General features: G+C 59.9%; 27 protein-coding genes. 10 read left to right on the top strand and 17 right to left on the bottom strand.

What is annotated here, in order from left to right; genetic code table 11:
* Positions 1 to 53 precede the first annotated feature (53 nt).
* From treC to EAY64_RS03245, 4 genes are all read right to left on the bottom strand, one after another.
* Complete coding sequence (treC, locus tag EAY64_RS03230; protein ID WP_103523350.1) at positions 54 to 1,712, bottom strand: alpha,alpha-phosphotrehalase; 1,659 nt, start codon at positions 1,710 to 1,712, stop codon at positions 54 to 56.
* Positions 1,705 to 3,156, bottom strand: a complete 1,452-nt coding sequence (treP, locus tag EAY64_RS03235) for a PTS system trehalose-specific EIIBC component (protein ID WP_103523351.1) — start codon at positions 3,154 to 3,156, stop codon at positions 1,705 to 1,707. The genes treC and treP overlap by 8 nt, the downstream gene beginning before the upstream one ends.
* A 249-nt stretch (positions 3,157 to 3,405) precedes the next feature.
* Complete coding sequence (gene treR / locus EAY64_RS03240; protein WP_103523352.1) at positions 3,406 to 4,110, bottom strand: trehalose operon repressor; 705 nt, start codon at positions 4,108 to 4,110, stop codon at positions 3,406 to 3,408.
* Between the two features lie 94 nt (positions 4,111 to 4,204).
* A complete protein-coding gene (locus EAY64_RS03245) occupies positions 4,205 to 5,101 on the bottom strand; it encodes a LysR family transcriptional regulator (RefSeq protein WP_103523353.1) in 897 nt (298 codons plus the stop codon).
* Between the two features lie 148 nt (positions 5,102 to 5,249).
* Between EAY64_RS03245 and aceB the strand changes: the two genes are divergently transcribed.
* From aceB to EAY64_RS03275, 6 genes are all read left to right on the top strand, one after another.
* A complete protein-coding gene (gene aceB / locus EAY64_RS03250; protein WP_103523354.1) occupies positions 5,250 to 6,845 on the top strand; it encodes a malate synthase A in 1,596 nt (531 codons plus the stop codon).
* A 225-nt stretch (positions 6,846 to 7,070) separates the two neighbouring features.
* A complete protein-coding gene (locus EAY64_RS03255; RefSeq protein ID WP_103523355.1) occupies positions 7,071 to 8,030 on the top strand; it encodes an ABC transporter substrate-binding protein in 960 nt (319 codons plus the stop codon).
* Between the two features lie 130 nt (positions 8,031 to 8,160).
* Complete coding sequence (locus tag EAY64_RS03260) at positions 8,161 to 9,063, top strand: ABC transporter permease (RefSeq protein WP_103523356.1); 903 nt, start codon at positions 8,161 to 8,163, stop codon at positions 9,061 to 9,063.
* Positions 9,060 to 9,854: an ABC transporter ATP-binding protein gene (locus EAY64_RS03265; protein WP_103523357.1), complete on the top strand. Its 795-nt coding sequence runs from the start codon at positions 9,060 to 9,062 to the stop codon at positions 9,852 to 9,854. Before EAY64_RS03260 ends, EAY64_RS03265 begins: the two co-directional genes overlap by 4 nt.
* Positions 9,855 to 10,020: 166 nt before the next feature.
* A complete protein-coding gene (locus EAY64_RS03270) occupies positions 10,021 to 10,716 on the top strand; it encodes an SIMPL domain-containing protein (protein ID WP_103523358.1) in 696 nt (231 codons plus the stop codon).
* 108 nt (positions 10,717 to 10,824) lie between these two features.
* Positions 10,825 to 11,436, top strand: a complete 612-nt coding sequence (locus tag EAY64_RS03275) for a glutathione S-transferase (RefSeq protein WP_103523359.1) — start codon at positions 10,825 to 10,827, stop codon at positions 11,434 to 11,436.
* 58 nt (positions 11,437 to 11,494) lie between these two features.
* On the opposite strand, the gene EAY64_RS03280 is transcribed toward EAY64_RS03275, so the two are convergent.
* Positions 11,495 to 11,818, bottom strand: a complete 324-nt coding sequence (locus tag EAY64_RS03280) for a YnfA family protein (RefSeq protein ID WP_059285787.1) — start codon at positions 11,816 to 11,818, stop codon at positions 11,495 to 11,497.
* A 53-nt stretch (positions 11,819 to 11,871) separates the two neighbouring features.
* Positions 11,872 to 12,771, bottom strand: coding sequence for a LysR substrate-binding domain-containing protein (locus tag EAY64_RS03285; protein WP_103523361.1), 900 nt, complete (start codon positions 12,769 to 12,771; stop codon positions 11,872 to 11,874).
* A 94-nt stretch (positions 12,772 to 12,865) separates the two neighbouring features.
* On the opposite strand from EAY64_RS03285, the gene EAY64_RS03290 reads away from it, so the two are divergent.
* Positions 12,866 to 13,135, top strand: a complete 270-nt coding sequence (locus tag EAY64_RS03290) for a DUF2917 domain-containing protein (protein ID WP_158604603.1) — start codon at positions 12,866 to 12,868, stop codon at positions 13,133 to 13,135.
* A gap of 16 nt (positions 13,136 to 13,151) precedes the next feature.
* Positions 13,152 to 13,757 (top strand): glutathione S-transferase family protein, encoded by a 606-nt coding sequence (locus tag EAY64_RS03295; RefSeq protein ID WP_103523397.1) that lies wholly within the window; start codon positions 13,152 to 13,154, stop codon positions 13,755 to 13,757.
* Between the two features lie 122 nt (positions 13,758 to 13,879).
* Here the strand turns inward: EAY64_RS03295 and htpG are convergent, their stop codons facing one another.
* From htpG to EAY64_RS03340, 9 genes are all read right to left on the bottom strand, one after another.
* On the bottom strand, positions 13,880 to 15,781 hold the full coding sequence (gene htpG / locus EAY64_RS03300; protein WP_103523363.1) for a molecular chaperone HtpG: 1,902 nt from the start codon (positions 15,779 to 15,781) through the stop codon (positions 13,880 to 13,882).
* Positions 15,782 to 15,853: 72 nt separating this feature from the next.
* The gene (gene xdhC / locus EAY64_RS03305; protein ID WP_103523364.1) at positions 15,854 to 16,843 is read right to left on the bottom strand and encodes a xanthine dehydrogenase accessory protein XdhC; all 990 of its coding nucleotides are present in this window, start codon (positions 16,841 to 16,843) and stop codon (positions 15,854 to 15,856) included.
* A gap of 39 nt (positions 16,844 to 16,882) precedes the next feature.
* On the bottom strand, positions 16,883 to 18,238 hold the full coding sequence (locus EAY64_RS03310; RefSeq protein ID WP_304511180.1) for a nucleobase:cation symporter-2 family protein: 1,356 nt from the start codon (positions 18,236 to 18,238) through the stop codon (positions 16,883 to 16,885).
* Between the two features lie 139 nt (positions 18,239 to 18,377).
* Positions 18,378 to 18,881, bottom strand: a complete 504-nt coding sequence (locus EAY64_RS03315; protein WP_103523366.1) for an ureidoglycolate lyase — start codon at positions 18,879 to 18,881, stop codon at positions 18,378 to 18,380.
* A gap of 39 nt (positions 18,882 to 18,920) precedes the next feature.
* Entirely contained in the window at positions 18,921 to 19,961 is a 1,041-nt protein-coding gene (gene alc, locus EAY64_RS03320; RefSeq protein WP_103523367.1) for an allantoicase, read from the bottom strand.
* 57 nt (positions 19,962 to 20,018) lie between these two features.
* Positions 20,019 to 20,642, bottom strand: a complete 624-nt coding sequence (locus EAY64_RS03325; RefSeq protein ID WP_103523368.1) for a LysE family translocator — start codon at positions 20,640 to 20,642, stop codon at positions 20,019 to 20,021.
* Positions 20,639 to 21,169 (bottom strand): 2-oxo-4-hydroxy-4-carboxy-5-ureidoimidazoline decarboxylase, encoded by a 531-nt coding sequence (uraD, locus tag EAY64_RS03330; RefSeq protein ID WP_103523369.1) that lies wholly within the window; start codon positions 21,167 to 21,169, stop codon positions 20,639 to 20,641. The genes EAY64_RS03325 and uraD overlap by 4 nt, the downstream gene beginning before the upstream one ends.
* Positions 21,166 to 22,104: an allantoinase PuuE gene (puuE, locus tag EAY64_RS03335; protein ID WP_103523370.1), complete on the bottom strand. Its 939-nt coding sequence runs from the start codon at positions 22,102 to 22,104 to the stop codon at positions 21,166 to 21,168. The genes uraD and puuE overlap by 4 nt, the downstream gene beginning before the upstream one ends.
* Positions 22,105 to 22,130: 26 nt before the next feature.
* Entirely contained in the window at positions 22,131 to 22,886 is a 756-nt protein-coding gene (locus EAY64_RS03340; protein WP_103523371.1) for a GntR family transcriptional regulator, read from the bottom strand.
* Here EAY64_RS03340 and uraH point away from each other — a divergent pair.
* Complete coding sequence (gene uraH, locus EAY64_RS03345) at positions 22,875 to 23,399, top strand: hydroxyisourate hydrolase (RefSeq protein WP_226034241.1); 525 nt, start codon at positions 22,875 to 22,877, stop codon at positions 23,397 to 23,399. The genes EAY64_RS03340 and uraH overlap by 12 nt on opposite strands.
* Positions 23,400 to 23,428: 29 nt before the next feature.
* Entirely contained in the window at positions 23,429 to 24,688 is a 1,260-nt protein-coding gene (locus EAY64_RS03350) for a urate hydroxylase PuuD (RefSeq protein WP_103523373.1), read from the top strand.
* A 140-nt stretch (positions 24,689 to 24,828) separates the two neighbouring features.
* Here the strand turns inward: EAY64_RS03350 and EAY64_RS03355 are convergent, their stop codons facing one another.
* Positions 24,829 to 25,713: a 2-hydroxy-3-oxopropionate reductase gene (locus tag EAY64_RS03355; protein ID WP_199107677.1), complete on the bottom strand. Its 885-nt coding sequence runs from the start codon at positions 25,711 to 25,713 to the stop codon at positions 24,829 to 24,831.
* Positions 25,714 to 25,733: 20 nt separating this feature from the next.
* Complete coding sequence (gene hyi / locus EAY64_RS03360) at positions 25,734 to 26,513, bottom strand: hydroxypyruvate isomerase (RefSeq protein ID WP_103523375.1); 780 nt, start codon at positions 26,511 to 26,513, stop codon at positions 25,734 to 25,736.
* Positions 26,514 to 26,538: the final 25 nt, after the last annotated feature.

Below are 26,538 nucleotides of genomic sequence, written 5' to 3' on the forward strand. Positions count from 1 at the left end.
TCCGCCCTGCCGGCGCAAGCGCAGGCATGACGGTCATGCGGGTCCAGGTGTCGTTAAGGCGGTGTGACGGGATAAAACCGGTACAGCAGCGAATGCCAGGGGCGCAGCTGCCATTGCCAGCCGGCTGGCGGTGCCGGGTAGTTGCTCAACAGCAACTCGGCTTGCCAGCCCTCCGGAATCACCCCCTCCGGCAGCCGGTAGCTTTGCGCTTCGGCTCCGAAATGGCTGATCACCAGCAACATTTCTGCGGCGCTTCGCCGGGTATACACCCACAGGCTGGGGTGTTCCGGCGTCAGGCAGCGGTAATCGCCATCAGCCAGCACCGGGTATTGCTTGCGCAGGGCAATCAAGCGCCGGTAGTGGTGCAAGACCGAATCCGGGTCGGCCAGGGCAGCGGCCACATTGATGTGGCCAGCATCATCTGCCAGCCGCAACCAGGGCTGGGTCTGGCTGAAGCCGGCAAACCGGCTGTTGTCCCATTGCATGGGCGTGCGGCTGTTATCGCGTGATTTCTGGCGGATGACCGCCATCGCCTGTGCGCGATCCAGCCCGCTGGCCAGCAGCTGCTGGTAGGCATTGAGGCTTTCCACATCGCGCAGCTCTTCAATGTGCTGGAATGCCGGATTGGCCATGGCGATTTCCTCGCCCTGATAGAGATAAGGCGTGCCTTGCAAGCCATGCAGGGCGGTGGCCAGCATCTTGGCCGAAACCTGCCGGTACTGGCCTTCATCGCCAAAGCGCGATACCACGCGCGGCTGATCATGGTTGCACCAGAACAAAGCGTTCCAGCCCCCCCCGGCATGCATGCCCTGCTGCCAGTCCGACAGGATGCGTTTGAGGCCGACAAAGTCGAAGCGGCCCAATTGCCACTTCTGCCCCTGCGGATAATCGACCTTCAGGTGATGAAAATTGAAGGTCATCGACAACTCACGCCGCTCCGGGTGCGAATAATCGATGCAGTGCGCCAGCGAGGTGGACGACATCTCGCCCACAGTCAGCAGTTCGCGCCCGGCAAAGACTTCGCGGTGCATCTGCTGCAGGTATTCGTGCACGCGCGGGCCATCGGTATAAAAATGGCGGCCGTCGCTGTCATCTTCGGAAAAAGCCGGGTCTTTCGAGATCAGGTTGATCACGTCCAGCCGGAAACCGGCCACCCCCTTGTCGGCCCAAAAACGCATCATCTCGAACACCGCCTGGCGCAACTGCGGGTTTTCCCAGTTCAGGTCGGCCTGGGTCTGATCGAATAGATGCAGATAATACTGGCCGCTTTCCGGCTCGAAAGCCCAGGCCGAGCCACCAAACTTGGACTGCCAGTTATTGGGCTGGTCGCGCCAGATATAGAAGTCGCGGTAGAAATTGTCGCGCCCCTTCAGCGCCTGGCGAAACCAGGCGTGCTCGGTCGAGGTATGGTTGACCACGATGTCCAGCATGATGCCGATGCCACGCTGCCGCGCCTCGGCCAGCAGCAGCTCGAAATCAGCCATGCTGCCGTAGGCCGGATCAATGCGGTAATAATCGCTGACATCGTAGCCATTGTCCTTTTGCGGCGAGCAGTAAAACGGCGTCAGCCATAGATAATCCACGCCCAGCCAGGCCAGGTAGTCCAGCCGGTCGACCACCCCCAGCAGATCGCCGGTAGCCTGCTGGCGATGGCTGCTGAAACTCTTGGGATAAATCTGGTAGACCACGGCCTGCTTCATGTTCTCAGGCATGCTGTGCTACCTCGTCCCCGGCCATGGCAGCATGCCGGCGCGCCAGCAGCAGGGTAAGGGTGATCGGGACGATGATCGCCACCAGTGTTCCCAGCAAAAACAGCGGAATGAATGTGGGAATGATGGAAATAAATGCCGGCAGGCCGCCTACCCCGATGGCCGCCGCCCGGACATGGCCCAGGGTAATCAGCACAGCGGCGCAGGCCGAACCGGTCAGCCCGGCATAAAAGGGCAGCTTGTAGCGCAGGTTCACCCCGAACATGGCCGGCTCGGTGATGCCGAAGAAGGCCGAGATGGCGGAGGTGGAAGCCATGCTCTTGTCGCGTGGCGACTTGAGCAGCCAGAACATGGCCAGCGCCGCACTACCCTGCGCGATATTGGACAGCGCAATCATCGGCCAGATGAAGGTGCCGCCCTGGTTGGCAATCAGCTGCAGGTCTACCGCGATAAACATGTGATGCATGCCGGTCAGCACCAGCGGGGCATACAGCGCGCCAAACAGTAAGGCGCCCAGCCATGGTGCCAGATTGAACACATAGACCAGCGCATCGGTAATGGCGATACCCAGATGGCGCGTCAGCGGGCCGATCACTGCCAGCGCCAGCAGGCCGCTGATCACAATGGTCACGATGGGAATCACCAGCAGCTGGATGGCGTTGGGCACGCGCGGGCGCAGCCACAGCTCGATACGGCTCATGACCCAGCTGGCGGCGAGAATCGGCAGAATCTGCCCCTGGTAGCCCACTTTTTCGATATGCAGGCCAAATACATCAAAATACGGCACGGATGCACCGTCCAGCCCGGCAGCGGCTTTGCCGTAGTTCCAGGCGTTGAGCAAATCCGGATGCACCAGCAACAAGCCCAACACGATGCCAAGGATCTCACTGCCGCCAAAGCGCTTGGCTGCCGACCACCCCACCAGCGCCGGCAAGAACACAAAGGAAGTGTTGGCCATCATATTGATCAGCCCCCACACCCCATCCAGGCCGGGATAGGCCTGCAGCAGGGTTTTATCCGCGATGAACATGCCACGGGCACCCAGCAGGTTGTTCAGGCCCATCAGCAAGCCAGCCACGATAATGGCCGGCAGAATCGGCATGAACACATCGGAAAACACCTTCACCAACTGTTGCAGCCGGTTTTGCTTGTGATCACCGCTGGACTTCACCTGCGCCACCGTGGCGGTGGCGATCCCTGCCTGCGCCACCAGTTCGGCATAAACCCGGTCGACATCACCGGCACCAATCACGATTTGAAATACCCCGGCATTGCTGAAACAGCCCTTGACCAGTTCGACCTGGCGTATGGCATCGACCTGCACCAGGCTGTCGTCCCGCAAGGCGATGCGCAGCCGGGTCAGGCAGTGGGCTGCCTGCTGGATATTGCCAGCCCCGCCAATGGCAGCAAGCAGTTGAGCGGCAATTGCTGAATAGTTCTGGCTCATTTTGTCTCCGTCCTGTTTGGCAGCCGGGACAAGACATTAATGCCGCTTGCCCAGACTGATGGTTTGTCAGTCACCATGACGGCATTAAACTCGTACAGACGAGTTATTGCAATACTCGTATGTACGAGTTGGCATTTTTATCATAAAACGCTGCGACCAAAACGCAACACGGCTGCGGCAATGACAAGGGCCCGGCCTGGATCAACCAGTACCGGGCCCTAAATTGTTGGCAAAAAACTCCAAAAAACGCTAACGTCTGGCAATATCGGTGAAGTAGAACTTATCCAGCCGATGACGCGACTCGGTGTACTCAAACAGCCGGCCATCGTAGAGATGAGTCAGGTTCTTCACCACGATGACGTGGTCCATGCCATTGAGATCCAGATACTGGCGGTCATCTTCATTGCAGGGCTGGGCCTCGATGATGCGCTGGGCATAGCTGATGGTCAGCCCCAGTTGCTGTTCGATGTAGTGATAGATGGAGCCGGCCGCCACTCCGGCATCCAAGCCGGGAACCAGCTCGGCCACGAAATGATTGATGTCGACAATGACATTTTCGCCGTCGATATTGCGCACCCGCTTGATCTTGACCAGCGGCGTCGCTTCCGCCACCCCCATCTGCCGGGCCAGCGCGGCATCAGCCAGCACCGCTTCCAGCGCGGCCACCTGCGACACCACCTGCCGCCCCATGCGGTCGTTCATTTCCTGAAAGCTGACAATGCCGCTCAGCTGGAATTCGATATTGCCCGGCTTGAGCACATACACGCCCTTGCCATGAATTTTCTGCACATAGCCGCGCTCCTGCAGCATGTCGACAGCCTTGCGCACCGTGCCACGGCTGGCCTGGTACTGGCTCATCAGCTCGGTTTCCGAAGGAATGCGTTCCCCCTGGGCAAAACGCTGATTGTCGATATCGGCAACAATGTCGGAATAAATCTGGTTGTACTTGTTCACAGGCTTTCACTCGGCCATTGGCCGGGACTCGCGTCCCGGATGAGAAACGCTACCTTACAAGACTGCCCGACGTCGGTCCACCCGCGCCCATGACTCAGTCCCAGTAGCCGGCAGCGGTGTAAATCTGCCGCAGGTGCTCGATGAAATGCCGGACACGTGCCGGCAGGAAGCGCCGCTGCGGCACCACGGCATATACCGGGTAGTCTGGGGCGGCAAACTGGTCGAGCACCGTCACCAGCCGCCCCTCCGACACATCGTCCTTCACCTCCCACAAGGAGCGCCAGGCCAGGCCCAGGCCCTGCAAGGCCCAGTCATGCAGCACCGCACCGTCATTACATTCCTGGCGGCCGGACACGCGCAGATTGATCAGCTCGCCATCGCGCTCGAAGCTCCAGCCACGGCTTTGGCTCTCGCCCAGAGACAGGCAGTTGTGGCTGGCCAGCTGTTCCAGCGTGCGCGGAATGCCATGACGTGACAGATAGGCGGGCGAGGCCACCACCACACGGCGGTTTTCTGCCAGACGCATCGCCACCAGCGAGGAGTCGGCCAGATCAGAAATACGGATGGCGCAATCGATGCGTTCGCGCTGCAAGTCGATCAGGCGGTCGGACAAATCCAGCGTAACCCGGATGTCCGGCTGCGCCAGCTGGAAAGCCGCAATATGCGGTGCCACATGACGGCGGCCAAAGCCTGCCGGCGCCGACACCCGCAGATGCCCGCGCGCCCGGCCGCTGCCAGAGGCTACTGCCGCCTCGGCCTCGGACAGCTCGGACAGAATGCGCTGACAGTCTTCAAAAAACGCCGCCCCTTCCTGGGTCAGAGTCACACTGCGGGTGGTGCGTACCAGCAATTTCACCCCCAGCCGCTCCTCCAGCGCATCCAGCCGCCGCCCTATCATGGCCGGCACCACGCCTTGCTGGCGCGCAGCGGCCGACAAGCTGCCGTGATTGACCACGGCGACAAAGGTTTCCAGTTGCTTGAACTCGCTCATTGCATACTTAAAAGTAAAAGATGTTATGCCTATTTATGCATTTTTTTTTACTGTTTGGCTAGATACACTGGCTGTCATCGCAATGCAGCATTTTGATCAATCAGGACGGCATTCCGCCGCCTACGGCAATTCAATCAGGAGCAAGCACATGGCTATCACCCTTCCGCAAGGCGTGGAAATCCTCGCCCCGCTGACCCCGGCGTTTGAAGAAATCCTCACTACCGAGGCGCTGGCCTTTGTCGCCAAGCTGCACCGCCAGTTTGAAGCGCGCCGCCGCGAACTGATCGCCGCCCGCGTGGTACGCCAGGCCGAACTGGATGCCGGCAAGCTGCCGGACTTCCTGCCGGAAACCGCCGCCATCCGCGCCGGCGACTGGAAAATTGCCCCGCTGCCGCAGGATCTGCTGGACCGCCGTGTGGAAATCACCGGGCCGGTTGACCGCAAGATGATGATCAACGCGCTCAACTCCGGCGCCAAGAGCTTCATGGCCGACTTCGAGGACTCCAACTGTCCGAGCTGGGAAAACCAGATCAGCGGCCAGATCAATGTGCGCGATGCCTATCGCAAGACCATTTCCTTTGCCAATCCGGACGGCAAGCAATACCGCCTGAACGACAGCGTGGCCACGCTGATCCTGCGTCCGCGCGGCTGGCACCTGATGGAAAAGCACGTGACCGTGGATGGTGAAATCGTCTCCGGTTCGCTGTTCGACTTTGCCCTGTCCTTCTTCCACAACATCGCCTACCTGCAAAGCGTGGGCAGCGCCACCTATTACTACCTGCCGAAGATGGAAGGCCATCTGGAAGCACGGTTGTGGAACGATGTGTTCGTGTTTGCCCAACAGGAACTGGGCATCGCCCAAGGCAGTATCAAGGCCACCGTACTGATCGAAACCATCCTCGCGGCCTTCGAGATGGACGAAATCCTCTACGAACTGCGCGAACACAGCTCCGGCCTGAATGCCGGCCGCTGGGACTACATTTTCAGCTGCATCAAGAAGTTCAAGCAGAATCGCGACTTCTGCCTGGCCAACCGCGCACAGATCACCATGACCGTACCCTTCATGCGTGCCTATGCCCTGCTGCTGCTCAAGACCTGCCACCAGCGCAATGCGCCGGCCATCGGCGGCATGGCTGCACTGATTCCGATCAAGAACGATCCGGTGGCCAATGAGAAAGCGCTGGGTGGCGTGAAGGCCGACAAGGACCGCGATGCCACCGACGGCTACGATGGCGGCTGGGTGGCTCACCCGGGCCTGGTACCGATTGCCAACGAAGCCTTCACCCGTGTGCTGGGCGATGCGCCCAACCAGATTGCCAAGCAGCGCCCGGATGTGAATGTCAGCGCCGCCGACCTGCTGAATTTCCAGCCGGAAGCACCGATCACCGAAGCCGGCCTGTCGATGAACATCAATGTGGGTATCCAGTATCTGGGCTCGTGGATTTCCGGCAACGGCTGCGTGCCCATCCACAATCTGATGGAAGATGCCGCCACTGCGGAAATCTCCCGCTCGCAGATCTGGCAGTGGATCCGCAGCCCCAAGGGCGTGCTGGATGATGGCCGCAAGGTGACCGTGGAACTGTTCCGCGAACTGCAAGCGGCAGAAGTGGCCAAGCTGAAAGCCGAATACGGCAGCCGCTGGAGCAAGCAATATGAAGACGCGGCCGGCATGTTCGATCTGCTGACCACCTCGGACGACTTTGTCGAGTTCCTCACCTTGCCAGGCTACGACTACATCGATTAAACGATCGACCCTATAGCTGGCAATTTGCCAGCTTACACTCATGCGGCCCGTGATCCGGGCCGCTTTTTTTATGCCTGCCCGCCGAATGGGCAACTTCCTGTCTCCAATATCCAATTTCAGCCATTTTATTGCGCATCGCAGCAAGAAAAATCTTTGGCATTGGAATAAAATTGCGCGAAATAAACATTTTCCAAAAAAATCTATCCTGACTCACAAGGAAACGCCATGTCCCTACGCCATCGCCAACTGCTGGCCGCTGCCGCTGCCGTGTTGTCTCTGTCTGCTGCCGCTGCGGAAATGCAATCTGTCGCCATTACCGCCATCGTCGATCACCCGGCACTGGATGCCGCACGCAAAGGCATTACCGATGAACTGAAAGCTGCCGGCTACGGTGACGACAAGCTCAAGGTGCAATACCAGAGCGCCCAGGGTAATCCGGCCACTGCCGGCCAGATCGCCCGCAAATTCGTCGGTGACAAGCCGAATGTCGCGGTAGCCATTGCCACTCCGTCGGCCCAGGCTCTGGTTGCTGCCAGCAAGACCCTGCCCATCGTGTTCACAGCGGTGACCGACCCGGTGGCCGCCAAACTGGTGAGCAGCTGGAAAGCCAGTGGCAGCAATGTCACCGGCGTGTCCGACATGCTGCCGCTGGGCCCGCAGGTAGACCTGATCCTGAAAGTGAAACCGGCCGCCAAGCGTATCGGCATGGTTTATAGCCCGGGTGAAGTCAACTCCACCATCGTGGCCAAAGAGCTGAAGGCCGAGCTGGCCAAGCGCGGCATGACCCTGGTGGAAGCCCCGGCCGCCCGTACCGTGGACGTGGCCCCGGCCGCCAAGAGCCTGATCGGCAAGGTTGATGCCATCTACACCAGCACCGACAACAATGTGGTGTCCACTTACGAATCGCTGGTGGCCGTGGCCAACCAGGCCAAGCTGCCGCTGATCGCCTCGGATACCGATTCGGTCAAGCGTGGTGCCATCGCGGCACTGGGCATGAACTACTACGATATGGGCCGCCAGACCGGCAAGATCGTCATCCGTATCCTGAAGGGTGAAAAGCCCGGCACCATCGCCCCGGAAGTGGGCAGCAAGCTGAGCCTGACCGTTAACCCGGCAGCCGCCATCAAGCAAGGTGCCCCGCTGTCGGCCACCCTGCTGAAAGAAGCCCAGAACACTGTCAAGTAAGCAATAGCTGCGCAACGCTGCCCTGATGGCCTGATGGTCGTCGGGGCTTTGTCCGTTATCACCGCCCTGCCTGCCAAGACAGGGCCTGCCGGCCCCCTATCCGGGCCGCCGGTTTGTCGTAGAGGTTTTCATGTCCCTGATTTCACTGATGGGTGCGCTGGAAATCGGCCTGATCTTTGCGCTGGTCGCACTGGGCGTGCTGATTTCCTTTCGCCTGCTCAATTTCCCCGACCTCACCGCCGACGGCAGCTTCCCGCTGGGCGGTGCCGTCGCCGCCGTATTGATTGCCGGTGGTCATGATCCCTGGCTAGCCTGTGGCCTGGCGGCCATTGCCGGCGCCGCCGCCGGCTGGCTCACCGCCTGGCTCAATGTCCGCCTGGGCATCCTGCAATTGCTGGCCAGCATTCTGGTGATGATTGCGCTGTACTCGATCAATCTGCGCATCATGGGCGCGCCCAATATCGCGCTGATCGGCCTGCCCACTGTCTTCACTCCCTTCATCAGCACGGTCAATGACAATGCCTGGCTGATCCAGCCTGCAGTGCTGGCGGTCATCGTGGTGTTGGCCAAGCTGCTGCTGGATGCCTTCTTTGCCTCCGAAGCGGGACTGGCACTGCGCGCCACCGGTGCCAATCCGCGCATGGCGCGTGCTCAAGGCATCTCCACCGACCGCATGACGCTGGCCGGCATGGCCTTGTCCAATGCGCTGATTGCCCTGGCTGGCGCCCTCTATGTGCAAACCCAGGGCGGTGCCGACATCTCCATGGGTATTGGCACCATCGTGGTCGGCCTGGCGGCGGTGATCATTGGCGAAACCCTGCTGCCACCACGCAGCCTGTGGCTGGTGACACTGGCCACCGTGCTGGGCGCCCTGCTCTATCGCCTGCTGATAGCACTGGCCCTGAATGCCGACTTCATCGGCCTGCAAGCGCAGGACCTGAACCTCATTACCGCCGTATTGGTGGGCCTGGCGCTGGTACTGCCCAAGATCAAGGCCAAACTGCGCAACAAGCAAGGAGGACGCACCGCATGATGCGCGCCGACAATCTGTTCAAGACCTTCAACCCCGGTACGCCGCTGGAAAACCCGGTGCTGCGTGGCCTGTCGCTCACCATCGAGTCCGGCCAGTTTGTCACCGTGATCGGCAGCAATGGGGCGGGCAAATCCACCTTTCTCAATGCCATTAGCGGCGACATCAGCCCGGATAGCGGCAGCCTGTTTATCGATGGCCAGGATGTGACGCGCCAGACAGCTTGGCAGCGCGCCGGGCTGGTGGCCCGGGTATTCCAGGACCCGCTGGCCGGCACCTGCGAGGGCTTGTCCATCGAGGAAAATCTGGCGCTGGCCATGCAGCGTGGCCAGGGTCGTGGCCTGTCGCGTGCAGTCAAAGCCAGCTATCGCGAGCAATTCCGCGCCAAGTTGGCCACCCTGCAACTGGGGCTGGAAAACCGCCTGGGTGACCGCATGGGCTTGCTTTCCGGTGGCCAACGCCAGGCGGTGAGCCTGCTGATGGCGTCCTTGCAGCCTTCACGCCTGCTGCTGCTGGACGAGCACACCGCTGCGCTCGACCCCAAAACCGCAGCCTTCGTGCTGCAACTGACCGACCGCATCGTCAGCGAAAACAAGCTGACCGCGCTGATGGTGACCCACTCCATGCGCCAGGCGCTGGACCATGGCCACCGCACCGTGATGTTGCATCAAGGCCGGGTGGTGCTGGATGTCAGCGGCGAGGAGCGCAGCCGCATGGATGTGCCCGACCTGCTGGCCATGTTCGAGCAGACTCGCGGAGAAAAGCTGGACGACGACGCCCTGCTGCTGGGCTAAGACAAACAGCAGCTACACCACCTGGCCGGCTGTCTGCTGCTTGTGCGGCCGGTCAGGTGACAAACTCCCCGCGACCTTGCTCGCTGCCATTTCTCCATGTTGTATGCGAACCTTCTGCTACGTTCATGTTCAAAAGTCTGTTTGAAAACACACGCAGGGAGATGGCATGGAAAATATTCGGATTCCCCTTCTGCTTTGGGCCGGTTTGTTAAGTGTTTCCACCTTTGCCGTGGCTGCTGACGGCATCGAATTACGTCTTTCTGCCTCGGCACAGCAGGAAGTGGCCAACGACCAGATTCAGGCCACCCTCTACCTGCAGGACAAGAGCGAGCAGCCGGCCGTGCTGGCAGACCGCCTCAACAAGGGTATTGCCCGTGGCATGGCCACCGGCAAGGCCTACCCCCAGGTCGAGCTGAGCAGCGGCAGCTACAATAGCTGGCCCAGCTATGACAAGAACGGCAAGATCAGCAGCTGGCAAGGCCGGGCGGAAATCCGGCTGAAAAGCCGCAACATGACGCAGGCGGCGGAACTGGTCGCACAATTGCAAAAAACCATGCTGCTGGAGGGTGTACAATTCAGTGTTTCCGACAACACGCGCCGCGCTGCTGAAAAAGCCATGATTCCGGCCGCACTGGCAGAAATGCAGGAACAAGCCGACATCACCGCCAAAACACTGGGGAAAAGCCGGGTCACCATCAAGGAACTGGAATTCGGCAATGCCGCCCCGGCTTATCGCCCACCCATGCTGATGCGGGCTGCCGCGGCGCCCATGGCCAAGGAGATGGATGTGGCCCAGCCAGACTGGCAGCCGGGGCAAAGCCAGCTGCAACTGCAGATTACCGGCAAGATCGAACTCAACTAGATCGCACTCAACTAGGGCTTTATGCATGGGCAGCCATGCGCTAAAGTAAGCAGATAACGGGCTGAGTTCATCAGCCCGCTTTTACGACCCGCCGAGCACCCTACCACCATGAAACTGATTGCCTCCCTCACCAGCCCGTATGCCCGCAAGGTACGCATCGTGCTGGCCGACAAGAAGATTGATTGCCCGCTGGAAGAGGACATGCCATGGAATCCGGACAGCCAGGTCCCGCATTACAACCCGCTGGGCAAAGTCCCCGTGCTGGAGCTGGATGACGGCAGCACCCTGTTCGATTCACGGGTCATTGTGGAATACCTGGACAATATCTCGCCGGTGGCGCGCCTGCTGCCGCAGGAAAACCGCCGCCTGATCAATACCCGCCGCTGGGAAGCGCTGGCCGATGGCATCACCGATGCTGTCGTGGCCATCGTGCTGGAGCAGCGCCGCCCGGCCGACAAGCAGATGCCGGAGTGGATTGCCCGCCAGCAGGACAAGGTGGATCGCGGTCTGGCTGCCCTGTCCGGCGACCTGGGCGAACGCCAGTGGTGCAATGCCGAAAGCTACAGCCTGGCCGATATCGCCGTCGGCTGCTGCCTGGCCTATCTGGACTTCCGCTTCCCCGCCATCGACTGGCGTGCCAGCTATCCCAATCTGGCCGCCCTGCTGGAACGCTTGTCCACCCGTCAATCTTTCATCGATACCCAGCCACCCGCAGTCTGAGCAAGGCACATGAAAAAACCGGGCCAGTCCCGGTTTTTTGTTTCGACCACCACCACGCTCATGCCTGCCGCGGTGCCAGCATGATGATGCCCATCCCCAGCAGCGCCAGCGTGGCCCCCAGCACGTCCCACAGTCCCGGCCGCACACCGTCGACCAGCCACAACCACAGCAAAGCCACCACCACGTAGACACCACCATAAGCAGCATAGACACGCCCCGCCGCGGCCGGGTGCAGGGTCAGCAGCCAGACAAACAGCAGGAGTGCAAGCGCCGCCGGCAGCAACAGCCAGACCGAGCCCTGCTGCTTCAGCCACAACCAGGGCAGATAGCAGCCGGTAATCTCGGCCAGAGCGGTCAGGCCAAACAACAGCAATAACTTCAACAATGCCACTACGGTTTTCCTTTAATACGGTGTGACTGCAAGAACAGGCAAGGTCAGCAGGCTGCCTGCGCCAATTCCCGCTGATACACAGCCACTTCTTCTGCCATCCAGCCGGCAAAATCACGCTGCTTGCGCTGCGAACTCTCCCGCGCCGGCCACACCAGCCAATGAGGATAGGGGTAAGGCACCACGATATCACTCACCTGCACCAGCGTACCGGCCTGCAAGGCGGCATGCACCAGGCTACGGCGCTCCAGCGCCACCCCCAGCCCCTGCTGTACCGCCTGCAGCACCAGATTGGAATCGTTGATCCACAAACCGGCCTGGGCCGGTTCGGCCACGCCGGCAGCCTGACACCAGCCCATCCAGCTCTCCACCGTGCGTACCACCGGCCCGGCCACGATCTCGGCCGGCGTGCGCGGCAACTGCCCTTGACGAAAGCTTGGTGCCGCCACCACCACCAGCTCGTCGTCAAACAGATGCTGTTGTTGCAGCCCCTCCCAATCGCCCTGCCCCATGCGGATGCCGATATCCACCAGCCCCTGACGCAAATCCTGGATATCCAGGCTGGCACGCAGACTGATGCGGTAGTGCGGGAAGCGGGCCTGAAAACGTGGCAGGCGTGGCAGCAGCCAGTGCGCGCCAAACGACGGCAGCACCGCCAGCACCAGTTCGCCATCGCGCGGCCGTGCCTGAACCAATCGTGTAGCTTCGGTTAATTCTGCCAGGCCTATTCTCACCTGCAGCGCATACAGCCGGCCATCTTCAGTCAAGCGCAAACCGCGCCCCTCGCGCACAAACAGCACCACGCCCAATATGTCCTCAAGCTGGCGTATTTGCTGGCTGATGGCCGAGTGTGTCACATGCAGCTCACTGGCGGCCAGGGTGACGCTCCCCAGACGGGCCAGCGCTTCGAAACTGCGCAGGGCAGATAGTGGTGGCAAGGGTCTCATGTAAGTAAAACTAACATTAATCCCAAATAAATATCAATTTTCAGTGACCAGGCCGCCACTTATAGTGAAGTCACCCCCACGCAAGGAGATGACCATGGCCCATTCATTACGGCTGGAACTGGCGGATGGCGAACTGCTGGTGCTACAGCTTGCCCGGCGCTGCCAGCTGATTGCCCGCAGCGGTTCGCACTGGCTGACGATTGATGGCCGGGACATTTGCCTGCACGATGGAGAATCAGCCGACCTGCCGGCTGGCAAGTTATTGCTGGAAGGCCGTGGCCAGCTGGAAGTACGGCTCTGCGCCGACCAGGCAGCAACCCGACATGCCTGGCTCCGGCTGGGCAGCCATTACCAAACCGTTTGAACCGGAAAGGATGATCATGCAACTGATAGGCATGCTGGATTCACCTTATGTACGCCGTGTCGCCATCAGCCTGCGACTGATGGAGATTCCCTTCAGTCACCGTGCGGTATCGGTATTCCGCCATCTGGCCGAATTTCAGGCCATCAATCCGGTAGTCAAGGCACCAACCCTGATTCTGGGTGATGGCAGTACGCTGATGGATTCCACCCTGATCCTGGATTATCTGGACACCTTGCATCCGGAACGCAGCCTGATGCCGCAAGCCCTGCCACAGCGCCAGCGCACGCTGCGCTTGCTGGGGCTGGCCTTGGCTGCCATGGAAAAAAGCGTGCAGCTCGCCTACGAGCAAAACTTGCGTCCCGAGGACAAACGGCATCAGCCCTGGCAGGAACGGGTCAGCGCGCAATTGCTGGCTGCCTATGACTTGCTGGAGCAGGAGCTGGCTATCGAAGCACTATCGTCCACACCGCTAGACCAGGCAGGTATCAGTATCGCTGTGGCCTGGCGCTTCAGCCGGGAAATACTGCCACAACAATTGGCCTGGGATGACTTCCCGCTGTTGCAGCAATGGAGCGCGCAGGCAGAAGCCCTGCCGGCCTTTGTCGCCACGCCCTTCGAGTAGGCCTGGTCCTCAGCATGCGGCGAGATAAGCCCAGGCCGCTTGCATTACAATCGCCAGACACAAAAAAACCGCCTGCCCACTACAGAGGACAGGCGGTTTTCATGGAGAGCAGCAGGCCTGCCTTAGGCCGACAGCTCCAGCAGCAGCTTGTTGATGCGCTTGACGAAGGTGGCCGGGTCTTCCAGCTTGCCGCCTTCCGCCAGCAAAGCCTGGTCGTACAGCACCTGGGCCAGATCAGCCGCACGGCCGGCATCGGACTCTTCCGCCAGACGTTTCACCAGTACATGCTCCGGGTTGATTTCCAGCGTCGGCTTGCTGGCTTCAACCTTTTGCCCTGCCGCCTTCAGCATGCGCTCCAGGTGTGCACTCATATCATGCTCACCCGCCACCAGGCAGGCCGGGCTATCGGTCAGGCGCACCGTGGCGCGCACTTCCTTCACCTTGTCACCCAGGGCGCTCTGCACTTTTTCTACCAGCGGCTTGGCGGCTTCTTCAGCCTGCTTCTGGGCTTCCTTGTCGGCTTCGTCTTCCAGCGCGCCCAGGTCCAGTGCGCCCTTGGCTACCGACTGCAGCGACTTGCCATCGAACTCGAACAGCGAACCGACAACCCACTCATCCACGCGGTCGGTCAGCAGCAGCACTTCCACACCCTTCTTCTTGAATACTTCCAGGTGCGGGCTGTTGCGGGCAGCGGCCAAGGTGTCGGCGGTGATGAAGTAAATCTTGTCCTGACCTTCTTTCATGCGGCCGATATAGTCGCTCAGGCTGACCGTCGGCTCGTCACCATCCACAGCCGTGGAGGCAAAGCGCAGCAGCTTGGCAATGCGTTCCTTGTTGGCGTGATCTTCGCCCACGCCTTCTTTCAGCACCTGGCCGAACTCTTTCCAGAAGGCGGCATATTTTTCGGTCTGGTTGGCGGCGAGGTCTTCCAGCAGACCCAGCACCTTCTTCACGCAACCGGCGCGAATGGCATCGATATCCTTGCTTTCCTGCAGGATTTCACGGGATACGTTCAGCGGCAGGTCGTTACTATCAATCACCCCACGCACAAAACGCAGGTATTGCGGCATCAGCTTGTCGCTGTCTTCCATGATGAACACGCGGCGCACATACAGCTTGATGCCCTGCTTGCGCTCGCGGTCCCACATATCGAACGGCGCACGTGCCGGGATGTACAGCAGCTCGGTGTATTCCTGGCGGCCTTCGACACGGGCATGGCTCCAGGCCAGCGGGTCGGTGAAGTCATGCGCCACGTGCTTGTAGAATTCGGTGTACTGCTCGTCGCTGATCTCGCTCTTGCTACGGGTCCATAGCGCCGAGGCCGCATTGACCGCTTCCAGCTCGTCGCTTTCGATTACTTCGCCGTTTTCGCCGTAGCTGCTGCCCTTCTTCATCAGAATCGGGATGGAGATATGGTCGGAATAGGTACGTACGATGCGCTTGAGTGCCCAGTCGGCCAGCAGTTCGTCTTCGCCTTCTTTCAGGTGCAGCACGATGTCGGTACCGCGACCAGCCTTTTCCACCTGCTCCAGCGTGTACTCGCCTTCACCTTGCGACTCCCAGCGGATGCCTTCCGCCGTATTGCTGCCGGCACGGCGGGTGGTGAGGCTGACTTTGTCGGCCACGATAAAGGCCGAGTAAAAACCGACGCCGAACTGGCCGATCAGGTTGGCGTCTTTCTTGGAGTCACCGGACAGCTGCTCGAAGAAGGCCTTGGTACCGGATTTGGCGATGGTACCGATATTGGCAATCACCTCGTCACGGCTCATGCCGATGCCGTTGTCGGAGATGGTGATGGTGCGGGCTTCCTTGTCGAAGCTGACAGTGATTTTCAGCTCGGCATCATTCTCGAACAACTCGGGCTTGGCCAGACCTTCAAAACGCAATTTGTCGGCAGCATCCGATGCATTGGAGATGAGTTCTCGCAGGAAGATCTCCTTGTTGGAATACAAGGAGTGGATCATCAGGTGAAGGAGTTGCTTGACTTCGGTCTGAAAGCCCAGGGTTTCTTTCTGTGCGCTCATGGTCTCTATTCATCAGTAGTTGGGTAATGGTGAGCTGACAGATAGGGGCAGAGTTAAGCGATTTCAATACCCTTACCCAGAATGCGGTCGCGGCAGGGTAGTGCCGGGCAGTTGCAATAGTTCGGCCACCACGGCAATGGCCACCACTGCCGGTTGGCGGCTGTCGATACCGGCGATGCCAACCGGACAGCGTATCGAGGCAATCTGCCCCAGCGACAAGCTGCCCATCAGCCGCAGATTAAAGCTGGCCAACTTGCTGTGACTCCCGTGCAAACCAACATAGCGTGCGTCAGCGCGCTGCAGTATCTGCTCGACCCAGCAAAAATCCAGCAGATCACTATCGGTCATCACCAGCCAGCAGGCATTTGCCGGCATGTGGCTGATCAGTTCCACGCCACCCTGCAGAGTAGTGATATGTTCCGGACAAGCCACCGGGAACACCTCCGGCCGGTTATCCAGCCAGATAAGCCGGACCGGCAGCTCACCCAGCAGGCGGCCCACCGCACGTCCGACATGGCCGGCCCCACACAGCACCACGGTCAGCTGGGGAGCCGCCAGATCGTCCTGCAGCACGGACTGCTCGGGCAGCCAGCGCACGCCTTCAGCGCTGCCGGCAGGCCAGCTGCAGCTAACCGGCGCAGCGCAGTCCAGCTGTAGCGTACGCCGCAATACCCGCCCCTCGCATCGGGCCTGCCAGGCCAGCTCCAGCCAGAGCTCATCCTGCTTGCCCAGTTTTTCAAACAACAGCCATACCTTACCCGCGCAGCAATAATCACCAGTCGGCCCCAACTGAAAGCAGGTGCACTGCCGCACTGCTGGAGGCTCAGCCAGCAGGCGACGGGCATGCATGCACGCCTGTTGTTCCAGCCAGCCGCCGCCCAGCGAGTCGGCCTGCCAGTCATCCGCCAGTGCCAGCCGTGCGCCGGTTTCTCGCGGCACCTGCCCCTGGCTACGCACCACCGTCACCAGCATGGCCTGGCCTTGTTGCGGCAGTTGCCGCCGCAGCACGGTCAGCCAATCCCCCTCCAGCAGCATCGCCCCGTCCTTTTCCATGCGCCTCATCAAGCAGCCAGCGACCCGCTGGCAGGCGGGTCCACAAGCTTAGTGCCCTGGCACCGACATCACCTCGGTCGCGCTGGCTTCGGTCAAGTCCGCCTTACCCAGGCCATTAAAAAATGCATTAAGCACCACGGCAGTCAGGCTGGCCAGCAGGATGCCGCTGTGCAATAGCGGTGCCATGCCCGCCGGCATCTGGCCAAAAAAGTCTTTGGCGACGGTGGGAATCATGCCCATGCCCAGGCTGATGGCGACGATGTACAGGTTGTAGCGGTTATGGAAATCCACCCGCGACAACACCTTGATGCCGGTGGCCAGCACCATGCCGAACATCACGATACCGGCCCCGCCCAGCACGAAGGGGGGAATGGAGGCCACCACGATGGACATCTTGGGTACCAGGCCAAAGGCGATCAGGATAAAGCCGGCCATTACGCATACCCAGCGGCTGCTGACCCCGGTAATGCTGACCAAACCGATGTTTTGCGAAAACGAAGTATGCGGGAAGGTATTGAACATGCCCCCCACCATCGTCCCCAGTGCATCCACCCGCAGACCGCGTACCAGATCATCCCGCTTGACCGGACGGTCGACGATTTCACCCAGAGCCAGGAACATGCCCATCGATTCGATGAACACGATCAGCATCACCACGGTGAGGGTGACGATGGACCACAGTTCGAATCGCGGTGCACCAAACTTGAAGGGCGTAATCAGGGCAAACCAGCTGGCATCCTGCAAACCGTCGAAATCCACCTTGCCCAGCAGCAGCGCAATGCAAAAACCCAGCACCAGCCCCAGCAGGATGGAGATATTGGCCAGGAAGCCACGGGCAAAGCGGATGATCAGCAAAATGAAGATCAGCACACTGAGTGAAATGCCCAGATACAGCGGACTACCATAATCAGGCGAGCCCAATCCGCCAGCCGACCAGTTGATGCCGACACCGATGATGGACAAGCCGATGGAGGTAATCACCACACCAGTCACCAGTGGTGGAAAAAAACGGATCAAGCGGCCGATCAGCGGCACCAGCAATAACGACAGCAAGCCCGCCGCCATGGTGGCACCAAAGATGCCGGGCAGGCCCAAAGCCGGATTCTGGCCGATGGCGATCATCGGCCCCACGGTGGCAAAAGTCACCGCCATGATGACCGGCATGCGGATGCCAAAGCCCTTGCAGCCCAGGCATTGCAACAGCGTGACCAGACCACAGCAGAACAGATCTGCGCTAACCAGAAAGGCAATTTGCTCCTTGGGCAGGCCAACCGCCCCACCAACAATTAGCGGCACCGCCACCGCTCCGGCATACATTACCAGCACGTGTTGCAAGCCCAGTGTGAACAGCTGCAGCAGCGGCAGCTTTTCGTCCACCGGATGAACCTTTTGCGTCGCGTTCATCGAGTCTCTCCTTCGCATGAGTCTTCCGCCAGCGCAAAAGACGCTGCACGGGTGGGTGGCTCGCCAGACGACAGACGTGACGAGGCCACCCTGTTGCATCAACAACAAGGACTACAGCAGGAACCATCGGGAATTAAGGCTAGCTGGCGGCCTCGATACGATAGCTTGTGGACAAGTCCACCTCATCGCAGTTGTGCCCGCTGCCTACACGGTCGACCACAATGAAATCCCCCTCCTGCCCCAGACTGATCAAGGGGTGATGCCAGCAGCCGCGGCGATAATTGACGCCCTGATCGGAATAGGCCTGAAAGGCGCGCAAGCCGCTTTCGTCCGGCAGGCCATCCGGCAGGCTGGGGGCTACTACCACGATGAAAGGCACACCGTTGCAGGGGATGAAGGACTGACTGCCCAGTGGGTGACGCTCGAGCATGCTGATGCGCAATGGAAAATCAAAGGCCGCACCACGTGCCATGCTGATGGCGGGAGCACCGCCCTCGCCGAGCACCTCGACCATGCCCAGCTTGTGATAGCGCCGGGTGCTGCCGTTATTGATGGGAAACCAGTCGCTGCCTTCGATTTCAATGACATCGCCAAACTGGGCGAATGCTTCCTTGCTCAGGGCTTCCAGGACAAGCAGGGCCATGGTGTTTCTCCTCTTTATAATCGGCGGGTCTGCTGGCGGTTAATCAACCAGACGACCCCAGATCCGTAAGCGGCTAACCCCGCCATCAGGGAAGATGTTCAGGCGCACGTGATTGACCGGCCCCAGCGGGCGGATCTGCTCGCGGTCATAAAAGTGCTGCTTGTCCATGGCGGTTTTCTGTTCGGCCAACAAGGTGTCCCAAAACATGGCCTGAGTCACGATGGACTGATCGGTGCCCTGTGTCACCAGCGCCGCCTGAATGGAAACGCTGTCCGGATAATTGCCCTTGAAGTGAGCGGTATCCACCTCGATGCGCTCGACAATGGCCGTTCGCCCCAGCTGCACAATGCACCAGTCGTTGCCTGGTTCGCGGCGGCGGCGGGTTTCCCAGCCATCGCCCATATTGATGCCACGACCCGGCATGATCAGGCGAAAGGGCACACCGAAATGTGCATCGTTATAGGCAACGATGCGGCCACCTTGCTGCAGCGCAGACACTTCATGCAGGGCAGAACGGTCCTTGCCCTCCCAGTCGCAGTCGGGCTGGCCATACACCCGCAGGCGCGCAACACCACCATCCGGATAGATGTGCAGGCGCAGATGCGTCCACACCCGTTGGTCGTCAATGGCAAAAAAGTGATGCGCGCTGCTGCCCAGCGCAGCCGCCGGCAGGATTTCTGTCCACACCGTGTGCTCATCAGGCGAACCCGCAAGATGGCAAGCCTCCACCGAGGCGGCTGGCGGAAAATTGCCGGTGAAGTGGCTGGTATCGATATCCAGTCCCTTGATCACGCCAGGCAGCCCCAGCTGGATGACTGCATGGTCATGCCCGCCATTGCGGCGACGGCGCGTCTCCCAGCCATCCATCCATTTGCCGTGATCGTCAAACTTGCCCACCACGAACACCGGTGACGATGACTGCAGCATGCGCTCTGCCGGCGCAAACCACTCGTCAGAGCAGGACAGCACGCAAGCACCGAAATCCGGATCGGCCAGATTGGCATGGCGACGGGCAAACTCGGGCAATTCAACCGGCGCAGCAGGTACAACGGTCGCCGAGGGATGCAATGCAATACTCATGATGTCTCTCCTTTATTTTTGCTTTACCACCAACACGATTTGCTACTTACCACTCCTTCACAAGACAAGGCTGGCCAGGGTCTGCCCCAGCAGTACGCCGCCCATCACTACAAAACAGAGGGCAGAAGCCATCAGGAACAGCCGGCGCAATGCGGCCATACTGGCCAACAGCCGGCTGGCCAGCAGGCCATAAGCGAGCTTGCACAACAGATCGATCACCATCCAGCCCAGCACCATCCACAGCAGCTGCGGCAATAAGGGCCTGGACGGCGTCATGAATTGCGGCAGCAAGGCCAGGAAAAAGGCGATGTCCTTGGGATTACTGATCCCCAGCAAAAAGGCTTTGGAAAACAGCTGAGCCCGGCCCTGGCGACTATCGGCCGCACTGGCCGCCACACCACGCCCCTGCCAGGTGCGGATACCCAGATAAAACAGGTAGCAGGCACCAATGACTTGCAGCAGCAGGAAACTGCGCGGCGATGCCAGCAGCAAGGAGCCGATACCCAGAGCCGACAGCAGCAGCAGGCTGACCGAAGCCAGCACGCCACCAACAAAACCGGGCCAGCTCTTCCACACGCCAAACTGCAGGGCATTGCCAACCATGAAGAGCGACAGCGGTCCTGGAACGGCAATCACCACGGCAATGGCCAATAGATAAAGGCCCAGCATTTCCGGACTCATACACTGACGCTTTCCGGTAGCAGTGCCTCCAGACGCAAACGACCGATACGATAGATCTGCTCCAGGCACTCGCGCCGTTCTTCCTCCACCCCCAGTTGCAAGCGCCGTGCGAATTCGCGCATGATGCCTGCCCGGTCATAGCCACGTACCGCCAGGATGAAAGGGAAGCCGAATTTGCTGCGGTAGGCATCGTTCAGTTCGGTCAGCCGGGCAAACTCTTCCGGGCTGCATTGATCAAGCCCGGCTCCTGCTTGCTCGTTGCTCGACTCTGCAGTCAGCTCACCGCGTATCGCCGCCTTGCCGGCTAGCTCAGGGTGAGCCCGGATCAGCGCCATCTGCGCACCATAACCGGCTTTTTCAACTTCGCCAGCCATGACAGCAGCCAGCTCCGCCACCGAATGGAAAGGACGCAAGGCTGCGGTACGCTCCGCCACCCACGGCGAGTGTTCGAAGATACCGCCCAGCACCGCGACAAAAGCATCGAATGGCAGCTGGTTCAACAATGACAGGGTGAGAGGCTGGCTCATCGGCAGGACTCCAGAGCGGGGTGGGGATGATGGCGCAGCCAGTGATGGGCGATATCGGCACGACGGCATACCCATACCCATTCATGCTGCTGCACATAATCGAGAAAACGCTGTAATGCGGCAAAACGGCCGGGGCGACCAATCAGCCGGCAGTGCAGGCCGATGGACAGCATGGCCGGGCGGGTTTCGCCCTCGGCATACAGCACGTCGAAGCTATCCTTCAGATACTGGAAAAAATGCTCACCGGTGTTGAAGCCCTGCGGTGAGGCAAAGCGCATATCGTTGACATCCAGGGTATAGGGCACCACCAGATGAGGTTTGCTGCGGCCCTTGCCCAGATCCACTTCGGTCCAGAAGGGCAGCTCATCGCCATAGTGATCGGCGTCGTAGAGGAATCCGCCTTCCTCCACCACCAGCCGGCGGGTATTCGGGCTATCGCGGCCGGTGTACCAGCCGGCCGGATGTGCTCCGGTCAGCTGGCTGATGATTTCCACACAGCGCTGCATGTGCTCGCGCTCCAGGCCGACATCCGCATTCTGGTAATGCAGCCAGCGATAACCGTGGCAGGCCAGCTCATGTCCCAGTTCGACGAAGGCGGCCGCCGCTTCCGGATTGCGCTCCAGCGCCATGCCAACGGCAAATACCGTCAGCGGCAACTCACGTTTTTCGAATTCACGCAGAATGCGCCATACCCCCACTCGCGAACCGTACTCATACAGGCTTTCCATCGACATGTGCCGCGCAGGGTAGGCCGCTGCACCGACGATGTCGGAGAGGAACTGCTCGGATACCACATCGCCATGCAGCACATTGCTTTCCCCTCCCTCCTCGTAGTTGAGGACAAACTGCACGGCCACCCTGGCCTGCCCCGGCCAATTCACCTCCGGCCGCTGGCGGCCATAGCCGATCATGTCGCGCGGATACGCCTGTTGCATGCGTTGAACTCCTTGGTCTTGGGCACCTAAAGCTGGCGATGAAACATCGTCCATGGATCAGGTACATTTCTGTCGGCAAAATGCATGCGCTCTTCACAGTCCTGCAAATGCTGCCGCATGGCTTGCTGTGCCGCTTGCCGGTCGCCCCGGGACAACTGCTGCAGGATGTGCTCATGCTCATCGAATGAGCAGGCACTGCATCCCGGCTTGTCGTACAGGGCAATGATGAGCGAGGTGCGCGAACACAGGCTGTTCATCAATTCGGTCAGGACCTCATTTTCGGCCAGTCGTACCAGCTGCACATGAAAGGCATTGGATAGGCGAATCCAGCTGACCCGGTCCTGCCGTTCGAATGCAGCCCGCTCCTGTCGCACCATTTGCCACAACTGCTGCAGACGATCTGGCAAATCGGGCAGGCTCAGCAATTTGTCCAGAATGGCCGCCTCCACCATGCGTCTGGCCTCGAACACATCGCGGGTTTCCTTGATGTCCGGCTGTGCCACAAATGCGCCGCGATTGGGCTGCAGCTCAACAATCTTGTCATGCTGCAACTGGGCCAATGCGGCACGTACTGTGCCGCGCGAACAGGCAAAGGCGTCACACAACACGGCCTCGGTCAGCTTGACGCCAGGCCGCAGACGCTGGTCGATCACCGCATCGAAAATTTCCAGATATAGCCGCTCGACTTCACCTGCGGGCTGGTTTTCGTCGCGCAGGCTGGAGGCAGGCGGAGCTGAAATGACTCCCTCACCTTCCGGTACAGGCCATTGATGATTATTCATTTTTGCAATTTCCACAATACGGTAACGACTTCCAAAATATTGTTGACAATTATCGACAGGATAAAACAATATCGTCAACTCAAATCGCCCATGCTTTGCACAACAACAACAGCCCGCCGGTCAAAGACCGCGCAGGGCTGGCACATCGGAGACAAACAGATGGGAAAACTTTCCACACACGTGCTGGACACCATGCATGGCCGCCCCGCGGCCGGGGTGCGCGGTGAGCTGTATCGGATACAAGGAGATGAACGCACGCTGCTGCGCCAGTTCGACACCAATGAGGATGGCCGCTGCAACGAGCCGCTATTGTCTGGTGCGGCCATGCAGCCCGGGGTGTATGAGCTGGTTTTTCATGCCGCTGCCTACTTTGCAAGTCAGGGTGTGGAGCTGGCACAACCCTGTTTTGTCGATCAGGTTGTTTTGCGCTTCGGCATTGCCAACCCGGCTGAAAACTATCACGTCCCGCTGCTTGTCACGCCCTGGACGTATGCAACCTACCGCGGCAGCTGACCCCCTACTTTCGATCAGGAACTTCGCTCATGGAAAGCTACCTCCTCGAGTTCGGCAACTTGCTGCTACGCTGGTTGCACGTGATCGCCGCCATTGCCTGGATTGGCGAATCCATCTACTTCGTCATGCTGGACAACAGCCTCTCGGCCCCAAAAGGAGAGCAAGACCCACGTTATGATCTGCTGGGTGAAATGTCCTCAGTACACGGCGGTGGCTTTTACCATAACCAGAAATATCTGACCCGCCCGCCCTTTCCGCTGGATAACAAACTGCACTGGTCGTTCTGGAAGTCCTATACCACCTGGCTATCCGGCTTTGCCTTGTTCTGCTTGCTCTATCTGAGTAACCCGGCGGTTTATCTGGCCAACCCGTCCAGTCCCTGGGCCTGGGCAGCGGTACTGACACCGACCGAGGTCAATATTGCGGCCATTGCCCTGCTCATTGTCGGCTGGCTGGTTTACGACGAACTATGCCGGCGCATCAGCCCGGAAATGCAGCGCGATGGCCTGCTGAGCGTGGCGGTTGCACTGATGATGGCCGGCGTGGCCTACTTCAGCGCGCATGTATTCCAAGGACGTGCTGCTTTTCTGCTGACTGGTGCGGTCATGGCCACCTGCATGTCGGCCAATGTGCTGTTCTGGATCATCCCCGGTCAGCGCCGCATGGTGGCTGCATTGCAAGCCGGGGAGACACCCAACCCGCTGGACGGCAAGCGTGGCAAGCAAAGATCCGTGCATAACACCTACTTCACGCTTCCGGTGGTGTTCCTGATGATCAGCAACCACTATGCCTTTGCCTATAGCAATGACACTGCCTGGTTCATCATGGTGTTGTTCATCTTGGCGGGTGCCTTGATCAGGCAATATTTTGTCCTGCGTCATCGTGGTCAGAACGTACTGACCCTGCCGGCAGCCAGCGCCATCCTGCTGCTGGTCATTGGCATGATTGCCGCACCTTCCAGCACGCCGAGCGATAGCGCGGCTCCCAGCACGCATGCAGCCAGTAGTAATGCCGCTCCCCCTGCCAGCAGCAAGGCAGAGGACAAGGGCAATGCAATGCAAAGTGTGGCCAGTGTGCTGCAAGAACGCTGCATCGCCTGCCATGCCGCCAAGCCAACCCAGCCTGGCTTTGCCGCGCCGCCAGCGGGTATCAGGCTGGATAATGAGCGAGATATCCGTTTGCATTACGTCAAGATCAAACAGGCTGTCGCCAGCAAATACATGCCGCTAGCCAATATGACCAAGATGAGCGAGGAGGAGCGCCAATTGATTGCCCAGTGGCAGCCATAAAGCCCGCAGGCACCAAACTGTCCGGCTGATTGGCGGTATGAAGTGGTGTGACCTGATCTAGTGTGGTGGATAGTATAAAGGGGCGGATTTCTCCGCCCCTTTATACATCATCATTGTATGGTGGCTTGCCGCTACCAGTCTTACTGGGCCGGAATGGCAAAGTCCGACAATTGCTCCAGCGCCCGGACCATGGCGCTGTGATCCCAGGCGCCTCCACCCTGTGCCACACAACTAGTGAACAGCTGCTGTGCCAGTGCCGTTGCCGGCAAGGCCAGCGCCATTTTCTGCGCACTGGACAAGGCCAGGTTCAAGTCCTTCTGATGCAGGGAGATGCGGAAGCCGGGATCAAAAGCCCGTTTGACCATGCGCTCGCCATGCACTTCGAGAATCCTCGACGAAGCAAAGCCGCCCAACAGTGCCTGGCGCACCTTGGCCGGGTCGGCACCGGCACGTGCCGCAAAGAGCAGGGCCTCCCCCACGGCTTCTATCGTGAGCGCCACAATCATCTGGTTAGCTACTTTGGCAGTCTGGCCATCGCCATTCTCACCGACTCGGGTGATGTTCTTGCCCATCAACTGCAAGATGGGCAGCAGTTGCTCGAACACGGCCTGCGGTCCACCAACCATGATGGACAGGGTGGCCGCCTTGGCTCCCACTTCGCCACCGGATACCGGCGCGTCCAGATAGTGGCCACCGAGCTGTTCGATACGCTGGGCATACTGCTTGGTGTCCAGTGGAGAGATCGACGACATGTCGACAACAACCTTGCCGGCCAACTCGGCCTCAGCCACACCGCTGGTGCCAAACAATACCTCGCCCACATCCGGCGTATCCGGCAACATCAAAATGATGACTTCTGCCTGCTGGGCTACCTGCCTGGCTGTTTCACACAGGGTCAGGGGCTGGGCCGCCAGGGATGAGGGCAGGCCGCTACGAGAATTGACAAACAAGGTATGGCCGGCTTGTAGCAGATGCCCGGCCATGGGAGCGCCCATGATGCCCAGTCCAATGAATCCTATTTTCATTGCCATCTCCTTCAGTCTGTTCAGGAAAGATATTGCTCGGCCCAGGCCAGGCCTGCCTGGGTGCCATTGCGCGGTTTGTACTCGCAGCCTATCCAGCCCTGATAGCCGATTTCATCCAGCAAGCGGAACAGATAGGGATAATTGATTTCACCGGTTCCGGGCTCGTGTCGACCGGGGTTGTCAGCCAGCTGGATATGGGCGATGTGCGCCAGCTGCGACTGCAGGGTCTGGGCCAGTTCGCCTTCCATGCGTTGCATGTGATAGATGTCGTACTGGACAAACAGATTGTCACTGCCGATATCCCGTATCAGAGCCAGCACCTGGCGGGTGCGCGATAGCGCAAATCCCGGGATGTCAAAAGTATTGATGGCCTCAACCAGCAATTTGATACCCTCGGCCCGCAACGCATTGGCAGCAAAGCGCACATTGTTGTAGAGGGTTTCCTCCACCATGTCAGCATCGACTCCCGCCGGACGAATGCCGGCCAGTACATTGAGCTGGCGACATCCCAAAGCCTTGGCATAGGCAATGGCCTCCCCCACCCCATCCTGAAACTCGCCGACACGGTCGGGCAGGCAGGCAATGCCGCGCTCCCCTGCCTCCCAATTCCCGGCGGGCAGGTTATGCAGCACCTGCACCAGCCTATGCCTGTCCAGCAGCTCGGCCAGTTGCAGCTTGTCGTAGGCATAGGGAAACAAGTACTCCACGCCATGAAAACCGGCGTGGGCCGCCGCCTCGAAGCGCGACAGGAAATCGACCTCGCCAAACAGCATGGTCAGATTGGCAGCAAATCTTGGCATAAGACTCTCCCGATAAAGGTAGCAA

The sequence above is a fragment of the Aquitalea palustris genome, assembly GCF_003693445.1.
GTDB classification, from domain to species: domain Bacteria; phylum Pseudomonadota; class Gammaproteobacteria; order Burkholderiales; family Chromobacteriaceae; genus Aquitalea; species Aquitalea palustris.